17 protein-coding genes are annotated in these 13,351 nt (G+C 39.6%); 9 read left to right on the top strand and 8 right to left on the bottom strand.

Going from position 1 to position 13,351, the window contains the following annotated elements; translation table 11 throughout:
• The first annotated feature begins 199 nt into the window (after window positions 1-199).
• The 5 genes from galT (at window position 200) to JOD45_RS06680 (ending at window position 5,422) form a co-directional block, all read left to right on the top strand.
• Entirely contained in the window at window positions 200-1,162 is a 963-nt protein-coding gene (gene galT / locus JOD45_RS06700) for a galactose-1-phosphate uridylyltransferase (RefSeq protein ID WP_205003101.1), read from the top strand.
• 16 nt (window positions 1,163-1,178) lie between these two features.
• Window positions 1,179-2,360 carry a galactokinase gene (locus JOD45_RS06695; RefSeq protein WP_205003100.1) on the top strand — a complete coding sequence of 394 codons (1,182 nt, stop codon included), beginning with the start codon at window positions 1,179-1,181 and terminating at the stop codon, window positions 2,358-2,360.
• Window positions 2,357-3,349, top strand: coding sequence for a UDP-glucose 4-epimerase GalE (gene galE / locus JOD45_RS06690; RefSeq protein ID WP_205003099.1), 993 nt, complete (start codon window positions 2,357-2,359; stop codon window positions 3,347-3,349). The genes JOD45_RS06695 and galE overlap by 4 nt, the downstream gene beginning before the upstream one ends.
• 219 nt (window positions 3,350-3,568) lie before the next feature.
• Complete coding sequence (locus JOD45_RS06685; RefSeq protein ID WP_205003098.1) at window positions 3,569-5,185, top strand: sodium:solute symporter family protein; 1,617 nt, start codon at window positions 3,569-3,571, stop codon at window positions 5,183-5,185.
• A gap of 12 nt (window positions 5,186-5,197) precedes the next feature.
• Complete coding sequence (locus JOD45_RS06680; protein ID WP_205003097.1) at window positions 5,198-5,422, top strand: hypothetical protein; 225 nt, start codon at window positions 5,198-5,200, stop codon at window positions 5,420-5,422.
• A 49-nt stretch (window positions 5,423-5,471) separates the two neighbouring features.
• Here the strand turns inward: JOD45_RS06680 and JOD45_RS06675 are convergent, their stop codons facing one another.
• From JOD45_RS06675 to JOD45_RS06660, 4 genes are all read right to left on the bottom strand, one after another.
• The gene (locus tag JOD45_RS06675) at window positions 5,472-5,618 is read right to left on the bottom strand and encodes a hypothetical protein (RefSeq protein WP_205003096.1); all 147 of its coding nucleotides are present in this window, start codon (window positions 5,616-5,618) and stop codon (window positions 5,472-5,474) included.
• Between the two features lie 14 nt (window positions 5,619-5,632).
• On the bottom strand, window positions 5,633-5,758 hold the full coding sequence (locus JOD45_RS06670; protein ID WP_205003095.1) for a YfhE family protein: 126 nt from the start codon (window positions 5,756-5,758) through the stop codon (window positions 5,633-5,635).
• Between the two features lie 148 nt (window positions 5,759-5,906).
• The gene (locus tag JOD45_RS06665; RefSeq protein ID WP_205003136.1) at window positions 5,907-6,461 is read right to left on the bottom strand and encodes a GNAT family N-acetyltransferase; all 555 of its coding nucleotides are present in this window, start codon (window positions 6,459-6,461) and stop codon (window positions 5,907-5,909) included.
• A gap of 271 nt (window positions 6,462-6,732) precedes the next feature.
• Window positions 6,733-7,638: a TIGR01777 family oxidoreductase gene (locus tag JOD45_RS06660; protein WP_205003094.1), complete on the bottom strand. Its 906-nt coding sequence runs from the start codon at window positions 7,636-7,638 to the stop codon at window positions 6,733-6,735.
• Between the two features lie 81 nt (window positions 7,639-7,719).
• Between JOD45_RS06660 and JOD45_RS06655 the strand changes: the two genes are divergently transcribed.
• Both JOD45_RS06655 and JOD45_RS06650 read left to right on the top strand, forming a co-directional pair.
• Window positions 7,720-8,535, top strand: coding sequence for a RecX family transcriptional regulator (locus tag JOD45_RS06655; protein ID WP_205003093.1), 816 nt, complete (start codon window positions 7,720-7,722; stop codon window positions 8,533-8,535).
• Window positions 8,536-8,603: 68 nt separating this feature from the next.
• Complete coding sequence (locus tag JOD45_RS06650; RefSeq protein WP_205003092.1) at window positions 8,604-8,924, top strand: YfhH family protein; 321 nt, start codon at window positions 8,604-8,606, stop codon at window positions 8,922-8,924.
• Between the two features lie 75 nt (window positions 8,925-8,999).
• On the opposite strand, the gene JOD45_RS06645 is transcribed toward JOD45_RS06650, so the two are convergent.
• Window positions 9,000-9,992, bottom strand: a complete 993-nt coding sequence (locus JOD45_RS06645; protein ID WP_205003091.1) for a metal-dependent hydrolase — start codon at window positions 9,990-9,992, stop codon at window positions 9,000-9,002.
• Window positions 9,993-10,155: 163 nt separating this feature from the next.
• Here JOD45_RS06645 and mutY point away from each other — a divergent pair, with 163 nt between their 5' ends.
• Entirely contained in the window at window positions 10,156-11,253 is a 1,098-nt protein-coding gene (gene mutY, locus JOD45_RS06640) for an A/G-specific adenine glycosylase (RefSeq protein WP_205003090.1), read from the top strand.
• A gap of 48 nt (window positions 11,254-11,301) precedes the next feature.
• On the opposite strand, the gene JOD45_RS06635 is transcribed toward mutY, so the two are convergent.
• Window positions 11,302-11,478 (bottom strand): hypothetical protein, encoded by a 177-nt coding sequence (locus JOD45_RS06635; RefSeq protein WP_205003089.1) that lies wholly within the window; start codon window positions 11,476-11,478, stop codon window positions 11,302-11,304.
• 190 nt (window positions 11,479-11,668) lie between these two features.
• Between JOD45_RS06635 and JOD45_RS06630 the strand changes: the two genes are divergently transcribed.
• A complete protein-coding gene (locus tag JOD45_RS06630; protein WP_205003088.1) occupies window positions 11,669-11,872 on the top strand; it encodes a gamma-type small acid-soluble spore protein in 204 nt (67 codons plus the stop codon).
• Window positions 11,873-11,964: 92 nt separating this feature from the next.
• Here JOD45_RS06630 and JOD45_RS06625 read toward each other — a convergent pair whose 3' ends face one another.
• Both JOD45_RS06625 and JOD45_RS06620 read right to left on the bottom strand, forming a co-directional pair.
• Entirely contained in the window at window positions 11,965-12,159 is a 195-nt protein-coding gene (locus JOD45_RS06625; RefSeq protein WP_205003087.1) for a hypothetical protein, read from the bottom strand.
• A 410-nt stretch (window positions 12,160-12,569) separates the two neighbouring features.
• Window positions 12,570-13,208 (bottom strand): SPL family radical SAM protein, encoded by a 639-nt coding sequence (locus JOD45_RS06620; protein ID WP_205003086.1) that lies wholly within the window; start codon window positions 13,206-13,208, stop codon window positions 12,570-12,572.
• Between the last annotated feature and the right edge of the window lie 143 nt (window positions 13,209-13,351).

Genomic DNA, 13,351 nt, shown 5'->3' with positions numbered 1-13,351 from the left:
AAATAAATTAAAAAATAAATGATATCGGAAGTATTCTTTATTATAACCCTAGCAGTATATTGAGTAAAATGGAAATTAACTGATAAAATGAAACATCTTTGTTGATTCTGCTGTTTTGAAAATCTATAATGAAAGTAAATAAAATTAATTAATAAAGTTCTTGAAAAAGAAAGCGCTATCTAAATAAGGGGGACTAATCATGGCTGAATTAAGATATAACCCATTGCTTGATGACTGGACAATGGTATCCGCCAAACGGCAAAACCGGCCGCAAATGCCAAAAGACTTTTGCCCGTTCTGTCCGGGTTCAGGGAAAGTGCCCGACAATTATGATGTTCGTATTTATCATAATGACTTTCCTGTACTTTCGCCAAATCCGCCTGAGCCTGATAACGTTGGCGGATCACTTTACCAAACGAAGCAGGCCAAAGGAAAATGCGAAGTGGTCTTGTATTCTCCAGATCACCATGCAACGATTCCAGATCTGACCCGGGATCATATGTACAAACTGGTTGATCTTTGGACCGATACATTTGCTGAACTAGATCATCATCCGGATCATGAATATGTCATGATATTTGAAAACCGCGGCGAAGAAGTAGGCGTTACAATGCCTCATCCTCATGGGCAAATATATGCCTATCCGTTTATTCCGCTAAAAGTAAGAACAGAATTGGATAATTGCAAGAAATATTTTGCAAAAAACAGCAGAAATATGTTTGATGATATGATCGCGGAAGAAAAACGGTTCAAAGAGCGGGTTATCCTAGAAAATGAAGCTTTTATTGCCTTTATCCCTTTTTTTACAGACTATCCATTTGGTGTTTTTGTCGTCAGCAAAGAAAACAAGACGGCCATTACTGATTTTACAGAACAGGAGAAACATCAGTTAGGCGACATGCTGCAAACCATTGTCGGCGGTATGGATAAGATTTATGACCGGCTTTTTCCATATATGATGGTGATGCATCAGCGCCCTTCCAACGGTGAAGATGTCAGCCCATTTTATCGTTTTCACATCGAATTTTACCCTCCGCTTCGTGATCGCCATAAAATTAAATATAATGCATCTTCTGAGACAGGGGGCTGGGCTGCCGCAAACCCGACTAGAGTGGAAGATAATGCAAAAATTTTGCGGGAAGCGATCAATAAGTTTAAGTAAAAGGGTTGATCTGAAAATGAATTTAATAAAAAAATTAGTTGACGAATTTCAACATTATTTTCCGGGAAATGATGATATTCGCATTTTCTTTGCACCGGGAAGGGTTAATTTAATTGGCGAACACACTGATTATAATAGCGGATATGTTCTGCCGGCTGCGCTGTCAAAAGGGACGTATATGGTTGTGCGCCTGAGATCTGATCGGCAATTTTGTCTAAGGAGCGCTAATTTTCCCCATGTAGACATTAATTTTTCAATTGACGAATTAATGTACAAAAGAGACGATGACTGGGGGAATTATCCTAAAGGAGTTATCCGTGAGCTGCTGGATGCCGGGGTATCTCTTACGGGAGCTGATATATATTATTATGGAGATATTCCTAATGGGGCTGGGTTATCGTCATCAGCTTCAATTGGGATGGCAACAGGATTTGGATTAAGTCAAATGCACCGTTTCCCTATAAGCATTAAAGAAATGGCTTTGCTTTGTCAGCGCATGGAAAATCATTTCATTGGCGTTAAAACAGGAATTATGGATCAATATGCGGTAGGTTTCGGGAAACAAGACTATGCTATTTTTATAGATTGCGGTTCAATGACCCATGAATTGGTACCGCTCCAATTAGGAGATTACAAGCTTGTTATTACAAACTCAAATAAAAGAAGAGGGTTAGCTGATTCCAAGTATAATGAGCGGCGCAAGGAATGTGAAAAAGGCCTTTCTGTCATTCAAAAAATATACCCAATGTGTCAAACACTGACAGATGTTTCACTCAATATGCTGGAAAATGCGGGAGACACATTTGATCCAATAATAAGAAAGCGCATTCGCCATGTTGTCACGGAAAACCAGCGTGTCATTGATGCTGTTCGTCAGCTGAAATCAGGCAATCTTATTGGTTTTGGCCAGCTAATGGCTGCTTCCCACGAGTCGTTAAGGGATGATTACGAAGTGACGGGCGAACATCTAGATGTATTATTTGCAGCCCAAAAAGCATGTCCTGGATGTGTTGGCACAAGAATGACTGGAGCGGGATTTGGCGGCTGTACGATTAGTATTGTCCATAAAAATGAAATTCTGTCATTTAAAAGAACTGTTAAGGATATTTACGAAAAGAAAACAGGCTTAGAGCCTGACTTCTATATTTGCGAAGTAGGTGACGGAGTCAAAGAATTGACGAAAGAAGGGGTAATATGACTGTTTTAGTTACTGGAGGCGCCGGTTATATTGGCAGCCATACAGTGCTTTATCTTAAAGAAAGAGGAATAGATGTTGTTGTTATTGATAATATGAAAAAGGGGCATCGTCCTGCCGTTCTTGATGTGCCGATGTATACCGGCGATTTAGCAGACGGCTCTACATTAGATGAAATCTTTCAGAAGCACGACATCGACTCAGTGATTCACTTTGCTGCAGATTCGCTTGTTGGAGAAAGTGTTGAAGATCCATTAAGATACTATGAAAACAACGTCAATGGCACACTGCAATTATTTAAAAAGATGTTAGAACATAGCGTTAAAAAGATTGTATTTTCATCGACCGCTGCTGTTTACGGCGAACCCAAATCCATTCCAATACGGGAGTCAGATCCAACTTTTCCTGCAAATCCTTACGGAGAGACAAAGCTGGCCATTGAAAAAATGTTAAAGTGGGCCGATCAAGCGTACGGTTTAAAATCCGTTTGCTTAAGGTATTTTAATGCTGCCGGTGCTGATCCCAAAGGCCGGATCGGCGAGGATCATCAACCTGAGACCCACTTAATTCCAATTGTTTTACAAGCCGCACTTGGTCAAAGGGATCATGTTGCCATATATGGTGAAGACTACCCAACAGAAGACGGCAGCTGTGTACGCGACTATATTCACGTCATTGATCTCGCTCAAGCACATTATTTGGCTTTGAAAAAGCTGGATCAAACAAATGAAAGCGGTATTTATAATTTGGGCAACGGTCAAGGATTTTCAGTGAAGCAAGTCATTGAGGCATGCCGGCGGGTAACAGACAAAGACATTAAAGCCATCGCCTCGCCAAGACGCGCAGGAGACCCGGCTGTATTAATTGCATCATCGCAAAAGGCGGAAGAGGAACTGGGATGGAAGCCTCAATATACATCCTTAGATACAATTGTCGAGCACGCTTGGCAATGGCATCAAAACCATCCTAATGGTTATAACGATAAAGAGTAAATGTTTCACAGACATTCATGTATGGGTGATTTGGGGAGTGAGGGAAGGTGCAAGCCATGTACGCTCACTTTTCTATCACTCAATCTTTCGTCTTATAGGCTGAGTTTCAAAAGTATTGACAGCGCTTTCTATATGCATTATTTTTAAATTAATTAATAAATTTAAATAATAAAGGTGTTATTGTAAGCGTTTTTATATAACGAAGAGAGGGTGAAGCCTATGAACAAAACGTTGTTTGATGCCGGTGCTGTTGATTATATTGTCATTATCGTTTATTTTATTTTCGTCATTGGCATTGGTTTTTTATTAAAAAAATATATGAAGTCTGGCGAGGATTTCTTCCTTTCCGGCCGCTCCATACCGACTTGGATCACGGGTCTTGCTTTTTTGTCAGCCAACTTAGGCGCATTGGAGCTGCTGGGTATGGCGGCAAACGGTGCCGAATACGGTATTATGACAACCCATTTCTATTTTGTTGGCGCTATTCCGGCTATGCTGTTCCTAGGGTTGTATATGATGCCATTCTACTATGCAACAAAAATCCGGTCTGTTCCTGAGTACTTGAAGCTTCGCTATAATGAAGCAACCCGTGCCTTGAATGCGGTGACATTTGCAGTGATGACTATTCTTGTTTCAGGCATCAGCCTGTACTCAATGGGTCTCATCTTTAAAGTATTAATCGGCTGGTCACTGACAACAAGCATTTTATTTTCGGCTGTTGTTGTTTTAATATATGTTGGATTAGGCGGTTTGACGTCTTCAATCTACAATGAAGTCGTACAATTCTTCTTAATCTGGATAGGTCTTTTGCCAATTCCTTTCCTGGGTTTGCATGAGTTGGGCGGTTGGCATCAAATGTTGGCGCAATTGCCGGACAGCTTTGGCCACCTATGGGGAGATACCATGCAAGCCTCTCAAAATGCCATGGGCATCAGCTGGTTAGGGATTATTCTCGGCTTGGGTTTTGTTCTAGGTTTTGGTTATTGGACAACGGATTTTCTCGTTGTACAGCGGGGATTTGCGGCAAAGAACTTGCGGTCGGCACAAAATACGCCAATCTTTGCAACGTTCTTTAAAATGGTGGTTCCGCTTTTGGTTATTGTTCCCGGTCTTATTGCGGCTGTTTTATTCCATAATCTTGGAAAGCCGGGCGGTCCGAGCTATAACTTAGCCTTGCCGCTCTTGATTCAGCGGTATTATCCTCCGGGGCTTCTCGGTTTGGGGTTAACAGCTATGCTGGCGAGTTTTATGAGCGGTATGGCAGGCAACATTACAGCATTTACATCTATTTTTACTTACGATATTTATCAAGCTTATATTAACAAGAATGCATCGGATAAGCATTACATCAATGTCGGCCGCTGGTCCATTGTCATCGGCATTATCGTTAGTATTGGAACCGCATACATCGCTGGCAGATATTCAAGTGTTATGGACTATATGCAAACATTATTCTCATTCTTTAACGCGCCGCTGTTCGGCACTTTTTTACTCGGTATGTTTTGGAAGCGAACGACAGCTTGGGGCGGCTTTTGGGGATTGCTTTGCGGCGTTGTCGGCGCCTTTGTTGCCTATTTTGCCATTCCAGCCGAGTTCTACGGATCGGCACAAGCCAGTAACTTCTGGCGCGCGTTAATCGCATGGGTGATCACAATGGTTGTGACGATCGTGGTCAGCTGCTTTACTGAACCTAAGAAGAAAGAAGAGTTATCTGGTTTGGTTTACTGCTATTCAGATAAGCCGAATTATAAACATCTTGCTTGGTATAAACGGCCGGGCATTCTGTCAGCCATTTCTCTAGTTATCCTGGTTATTCTTAATATTTGGTTATGGTAAGGAGGGAAAATAATGGGGTCTCAGAAACAGGGATATTTTGATCTTCGGAAAATCATTGGTGTCCTCTTTACATTTTATGGATTGCTTATAGGCGGATACGGATTGTTTGCCGCACCGGACAAAGCGCACGAACATATTAATCTGAATCTTTGGTGGGGCATTGTTATTCTCGTCTTTGGCTTAGCGTTTCTTGCCGTATCTTTTTGGAAGCCGATATCTGTCGATCAAGATGAATAATTGCAAAAGCCCTGTATGGATCATACGGCCATACAGGGCTTTTATTTATTTAGCCTTCTGCACCATTTTCGGCGCGTTTGTCGGCTTGCTTTGCACGTTCTAAGGCTTCTTGATCATCGGAATCGAGGGCTTGAGTATATTGGACATCTTCATTTTTAGCGATGCCTTCTTTATGATCATCAAATTTGCGTTCCATGTTAGAAAACCTCCCTATGATTTTCTGCCTTTTTGATAGACACTGTCGGCTCTTTTGAATTCTTTTTGATAAAGCACGGATTGTGTTTTGTTTAAATGATCGAACCGATTAATCGTATGCTTGTCCCGCTTTGATCCCATATGATCACTCCTTTGTTAAGGATAAGTGTGAGGAGGATTTATTTTCCTCCACAAAACTTTAATATTATTTTTTCCAAAAAGTGAGTGTTTAAACAAAAAGCAACTCCCCCTAGCGGATGATGTTCATCCAAGGGGGAGTCAAACGGCGCTATGCTTCCTCTTTCAAGGTATCTATATTTAATGAGAAAGATTGAATATATTGCTTATGAAGGATGTAACGCTCTCTTGTAATTTCGTATAAATGAAACAGGTTAGGATCGTGGTCAGCGAATTGTAAAACAGGGTGTTCGACAACCTGGGCATAAGGTATTTTTTCAGCGGCTTTTTGAGAACGGACATTATATTTTCGAATTTTCAAATAAATTGTTTGGATCGCTTTCTCAAGAAAAAGTTCAGAAAAAAAGGCTTCTTTGGCGCTTTGGTTATAGCCTTTGCCAAAATAAGGCCTGCCAATCCATGTTCCCAAAAACCCTTTATTATCAACAATGTCATATAAAGTGATTGTGCCGATAGGTTGTCGATGTTCATCTATAACCGTACGGGAAATGATTTCATTATTTGCTTCTTTTCTAATCATTTCTTGAACAATTAACTGATATTCTTCTAATGTCTGGGCTTTGTGCCGGACAAAAGGGAACACTTCAGGATGCTGCATGAGCTGAAACAATACGCCACACTCCGAAAGGTTACGTTTCTTTAATATAATGCATACCTCCCAGTGGGGACCCGCCCCAAAATAATATAAAACACTATTAACAGGAACATTCGTCTCTAAGCGGACGAGGGAGTTTCCATATGCCTGCCGGGATGGGAATCGAACCCACTAGGACCAAAGAAACTTTGGCGGCGCACCAATTGCCTTCCCGTTAAGGTTATTAAAAACGAGAGAAAATATTCTGTTTGAAACAAGTATTGGTATATGAAATTTAGATTATTATATCCTGTTTTTGATAAAATGGGAATAGAATTTATCATCAATTTAAAAGACTTTTTAATGCTTCTTCAAGGCTCGGATATTGATAAACAAATGAGGCTGTAAGGGCTTTTTTAGGCATGACTTTTTGTCCTTTAATGAAAAGTTCACTTATTTCTCCAAAGATAAGTTTTAAGATAAAAGCCGGGAATATTAACCAATGCGGGCGCTTCATAACCTTCCCAATTGTTTGTCCAAATTCTTTCATCTTTACAGGAGAAGGAGCAGTGACATTTATGGGGCCCTCTAAATAGGGATGCTTAATAATGAAATCTATGAGGCGGACAAGATCATCGATATGAATCCATGATACCCATTGCTTTCCAGAACCGATTGTGCCTCCGATAAAGTATCTATAAGGCAGGAGCAGCTTAGGCAGTACGCCATCATTTGCGTCAAGTACAAGTCCGAACCTTGCCAGTACGGTTCTGATGCCAAGCTGTTCCGCCCGCATCGCCTCTTTCTCCCAGCGATAACTGACATCAGCTAAAAATTCGCTGCCGTCGAAGCTGGATTCTTCTGTGAACATTTGCGTCCTAGATGCACCGTAGTAGCCGACGGAGGAAGCGCTGATCAATAAGAATGGTTTCTTCGGCATGTTTTCTAATAAGTGAATAAGTGCTTTAGTTGCATGCAGACGGCTTTTTAAAATTTCTTTTTTCTTAGATTCAGTCCAGCGCTCATCGTAAATTGGCGCTCCGGCAAGGTTAATAACAACATCAATGGGCGGCAGTTGATGAAGAGGAGAGCGTCTGTCAGTCAGCCATTGGACATAATGAATATATTGGGATTGATGACTAATGACGGCACGTCTTGTAAGAATATATACATGATGCTCCAAGCTGCTGAAATGCTTGGACAACGCTCGTCCAATAAAACCAGTCCCTCCCGTAATTAAGAGATTCAAAACAACCTCACTCCTTTAACAGGGAATCCCTTAAAATGATTTAATGACTGGAAACTATAATAGATGCGGCGGTGATTGATCGTGTATCAAATAAGTAAATTGCGGGTAGATGAAAAAAATAAAGGTTATTTTTACGTTGATATTAAGCAGGAAAACGGCAGTGTGATGACTCTTAATGTTCATGAAGATGTTCTTGTTGCGAATGAATTAAGAAAAGGGTTAGAGCTTTCGCAAGAAAAGTTAAACGCTATACGATCCGAAGAAAGCTTGGTGAAAATCTATCATCTTGCGTTAAACTACTTATCATATCGTATGCGATCAAAGCGGGAATTGGCAGACTATTTATTAAAAAAAGGCTGTGAAAGACCGAAAATAGAGCAAATCATTCATAGGCTGTCTCGTGAGAATCTATTAAATGATAAAGTGTTTGCTGAAGCATTTGTAAGATCAAGGAAACGCTTAACAACCAAAGGTCCGAACTATATTTTTCGCGAGCTGATCCAATCTGGAGTGAGTGAGAAAACGGCTAAGGCAGCGCTTGATCAATACGCACCCCAAGAACAATATGAGAATGCTCTTAGGTTTATAAAAAAGAAAATGGGATCCGGTTCAAAGCGTTCGGCCGTTGAGGAAAAGCAGCGCCTCTCCCGGCTGCTTCTGCAAAGAGGCTTCTATTTAGATACGATCAGCGCCGTTTTAGAAGATGCTTTTTCCAAGTCGGATGAAGAAGAATGGAAAGCTATTTGCTATCAAGGAGAGAAAGCTCTCAAGAAATACAGAAAATATACCGGCTGGGAGCGGGATCAGAAAATAAAGCAGTACCTGTTCCGGAAAGGATTTTCTGCTTCTCTTATTGAACGGTTTATTCAGGAATCTGAATGCGATGATGAGATGTGAAGCTTTTTGCTTTTTTATTCATTTATGTATAATAGTACTAGTTCATTCCTATCAGGGGGAAAGCCGTTATGGAAAAAAGATATAGTCAAATGACAGAATATGAATTGCGCCAGGAGATTGCCAGATTGAATGAAAAGGCCAAGAAAGCGGAACAAATGGGGATTGTTAATGAATTTGCTGTCTATGAAAGAAAAGCACAGATGGCAAAAGCTTACTTAATGGATCCGTCGCAATTTAAGCCTGGGGAAATCTATCAAATTGCCGGAGACCCGGGTGCTTCTTTTAAAATTTCTTATATGAATGGGACCTTTGCCTGGGGATATCGGGGAAATTCTGATGAGCTTGCCGCTTTTCCAATATCAATGCTGGTTAAGAAACAGCCTGAATAAAGCGGCAGTACGCACTGAAATATCAGCAATATTAAAAAAACATCCACCTCCAGCCTATAAGAAAAGAAGGGCGGATTAAGCCCTTCTTTCTCTTCGTGCAGGCAAAAGTTTTTTTCTAAGCTTTTTGTCGCTGTATACCCAGCCGGTATATGAGCTGATAATATTTAAGTTATTATCAAGCCAGACTGCCGCGACAAATGGATAATGGCCTTTTGAAAGATATCTTAAATCAATAAACTTTACTTCGTACCCCTTTTCGAAAGAATTGATTTCCCATCTGTGGATAGGGGAAAAGGAAAGAAAAGCATGGAGATTTTTATCTTCTTTGGCGGCCTTTATCACATCGTTGTTTGGTACCGGCTTTCTTGTAAATGTATCGATAATGCTAATGCCATCAGCGGTTATTTCACCAACATAGTAATGCTTTTCGCCTTTAACGGCCAAATGATATTGCGACCAGCGCAGGGTTGGCGACAAAAAAACTTCAACAGCGTCAGGCAGCTCGGCTTTTACCCTGTTAACGATCTTATGGTGGACACTTGCCCGCCACAAATAATAAATGATCAAAACAGCGTAAATGGCTAAGAAAATCATCCATGGCTGGCCAACGAAATACCAAAGGATAAAGCCGGCTAAATGAATGCCGAAAATAAACGGATCGAATATGTTTATCATGCCCAAGGCGATCCAGCGATAAGATAAAGGTCTCACGGCTTGCGTGCCGTAAGCGTTAAAAATATCTGCGAAAACATGGAGAAATACACTGATAAACGTCCATAACCATAAATGAATCTTATTAACTGTCGGAAAAAAGATTGCGATCAGGGCAGTTAAAAGAATCGGCCACAGCAAAGTCGCAGGAATGGAGTGGGTCATTCCCCGATGATTTCTAATATACACGGCATTATTTCTTAGTTTTAGTACAGTATCTACATCAGGAATAATCGATCCAGCAAGGGTTCCTGCTAGGACAGCATGCATGTTGGCAGTGCTGTGCGCAACGACAGGATCAATAGTTGCGAGCCCCGCCAGCCCTATTCCCATTACAATATGTGTAGCCGAATCCATAATGCGTTCTGCCCTCCTATCAACAGCAGAATAACTGTCAATGAATATTTTTATAGATACGATATGTAGACATATATATCCTATGTTATTAGTATACAACTTGGGAACCCTTTTTACATGATAAAGGCTAATTATCCAGAACTTTTAACCCCGGAGGCTTAGAATGACAATGCAACGAGACTGGGAAAACTTTAACATCAGTCAATTTAACCAAGATCTTATCCGCTGGTTTTATAAATACAAACGCGATCTGCCATGGAGGCAAACGAAAAATCCCTATTATATATGGGTATCTGAAGTGATGCTTCAGCAAACACAGGTAGATACAGTTATTCCCTATTACCAACGTTTTATTACCAAGTTCCCTACACCCCAAGATCTGGCTTCAGCAGATGAAGAAGCAGTTCTTAAAATATGGGAAGGATTAGGGTACTATTCGCGCGCCCGCAATTTACAACAAGGTGTTCGTGAAGTTGTTGAGAATTATCAGGGTCGTGTGCCCGATAACAAAAATGATATTTTATCTATTAAAGGCATCGGGCCATATACAGCAGGGGCTGTGCTCAGCATCGCTTATGACCGGCCGGAGCCGGCAGTTGACGGCAATGTAATGCGCGTGTTAAGCCGCGTCTTTTTAATCGACGATGATATAGCCAAACAGAAAACAAGGCGGTTATTTGAAGAGATTATCTACCGAATCATTCCTGAAAGTGATCCTTCAGCATTTAATCAAGGGTTAATGGAAATCGGAGCCTTGATTTGCAAACCCAAACAGGCGAAATGTGAACAATGCCCGCTTGCAGCTCATTGCGGGGCATATGAGGAAGGCGTTCAAACAGAATACCCCGTCAAGAAAAAAAAGACGCCGCCTAAACCCCTGCATTTTGCCGTTCTTGTTCTGAAAAACCAATCAGGTGAATACTTAATTAGAAAACGGCCCGAAAAAGGACTGCTCGCTAAATTATGGGAATTTCCGATGATTCCTTTAGAATCACCTGAGACAAGTATCGAAGAAAGCGTTCGTGACTATATAGAAAAAAATTATTCTGCTCCAGTTAAAATAAATGATGTAAACATTAATATACAACATACATTTACTCATTTAAAGTGGCATTTAAGTTTATTTGCTGGGTCCATAGAACAAAGGATTTCAGCCGAAAAGGATGAACAATGGGCATCATTGGGGCAATTAGAGAAATTCCCATTCCCTGTTTCTCATCAAAAAATAGTTGATAAAATCAAGCAAGGTCTGATCTCTTAGCGGATCAGACTTTATTTATTATTTATAAAAAGCAATGCAGCGAATTTCTTATAAACCGCCTCTTGATTCAATCTCTTTAACGACTTCAGTTCTTATTTCAACACCTTCACTGTTTAAATAAGGTGTTAATTGTTGTAAACAATGGTGAAAGTAAGCGAGTTCATCGTCCTTCCATTCGGCTTTTGGAATCATAGATAATGCCGTAAAATCCCTTCCGTTATACATAAAATGATCACCCTTTCTTCATATATGTTTAGTTATATCCATTTTTGAATGCACTCATTAACTGATGGTTATTGAGACTGCTGAACAGGATGATTTTTCCCTTTAAGGCAGAAAGCGAGATAAAAAAACGCTCCTCTTTTACATAAAAGAAAAATACAATGGTTACATTATTATTGTGGAGGTGATACCAATGGCAAAGCGCAATATGACACCTGCTGGAACTAACGCTGAACACGTTAAACAACAAAACCGTCAAGCTGCAGGTAAAATGCAAGCTGGTCAAGCTGGTCAAGCCGGCCAATTTGGCACAGAATTTGCTAGCGAAACTGACGTTCAATCAGTACGTCAGAAAAACCAACAATCTCAAGCTAAGAAAAGCCAAAACCAAAAGTAACATCACCTTACACATGAATAGCTTCCTAACAGGGAGCTTGAATATAAATGAAGCTATCCGACCTGGATAGCTTCATTTATTTTTACGCCATTTTACTCGAAAAAATCTTCCAGCTGTTCCCGTTCTTTTTTGCTTTTGACATTTTCCGCATAAGGGTTCTCTTCAAACGGTGTTTTAGGATCTAAATTTGTTTTAATGCCAAACGTCGGCCCTTTTGGCTGTTCTGCAATTAATCGGTCATTTAATGCATCAAAGTCAGGCGTTTGCTTTTCATCAACCATTTTCATTAACACCTCCTTGTCCTTTATCTTGGACAATCGGCGGTGTTCTATGTGCCTGTGGGTAAATGACTAAAGGATGATAGGGGCATAATAATATTCGAACAATGTTTATTAAAGTATTGTTTTTTAGTAGCTGCCTTAAAGTTACATAAAACCAAATGAATGTTTAAAAATGAAAAAACAGAAATAAAAATGTTAATACTTACTTCATAAAACCTTTTTTACCAAAAAAGACGTTTTCTTCTCCAAAAATTCTTTTCGCACTTTCAATTGCTTCAATTAATTTTCGAGGAGACAGCCAAGGGCTCTCATTAAGCAACTTTAACTTATTTTCAACACCTAAAGATAACGATCTTTTTCCATTAGCGCCGTCACCAGTGTAAAAGTCATCTATAACTACTTTTTTAGTAACTTTTTTAAGCGTGTAAAAAAAAGTTGTTACTATAAGGAAGAATGGGTGAGATTGTTGCTTGTGTAGGAATATTATTTCTTTGAAGAAGCTCTAAAGTTCGTAACCTGCTCAAAAAAGATGGCGTATTAGGTGTAAATTCTTTTAGTATGTCTTTCCTATCCGTTTCAATTGTTATTCCAACCCTATAATGTTCAGGTGGCAACTGCTTTATAATAGATACATCCCTTTTAATCATGGGGCTGCGTGTTTGTATAAATACATAATCTGGAGGATTTAATACCATTGTTTCTAATATCCTTTGTGTTAATTTTAACTTGCTTTCTAAAGGTTGATATGGGTCTGTACTCGAAGACATAAAAATTAACATATTCTTTTTTAGTTCTTTTTTTAAAAGCTCAATAGCATTTTCTTTGTAATCTACCCAATCCCCCCATTCTCCATTGTGAAATATAGAAACAGGCATTTTTCTGACATAACAGTAACTACAACCAAACGCGCATCCTATATAGGGATTTAAGCTATGTGTAAATCCATCTAAATAACCACTCGTTTTAGTTAATATGCTTCTGGAATTTACACTTTTAATTTTCAAAAAATACACCTGCTTTTGTTTTCTTTTTCTAAGTAATTTTTGATTATACAAATTAATTTAATCATTTTCAAATCCGCGCGGTTGCAGAGTAGTTTGTATCAATGTTAGAAAAAATGTAAAACATATTGTTATATTATTTTAAAATTTTTTGGAGACAAGTTATAATTATTGATATATCAATGTCACTTTTTATA

The sequence above is a fragment of the Scopulibacillus daqui genome (assembly GCF_016908855.1).
In the GTDB taxonomy this organism is placed as follows: Bacteria; Bacillota; Bacilli; order Bacillales; family Sporolactobacillaceae; genus Scopulibacillus_A; species Scopulibacillus_A daqui.
This window is presented reverse-complemented; position numbering and strand designations above follow the sequence as displayed.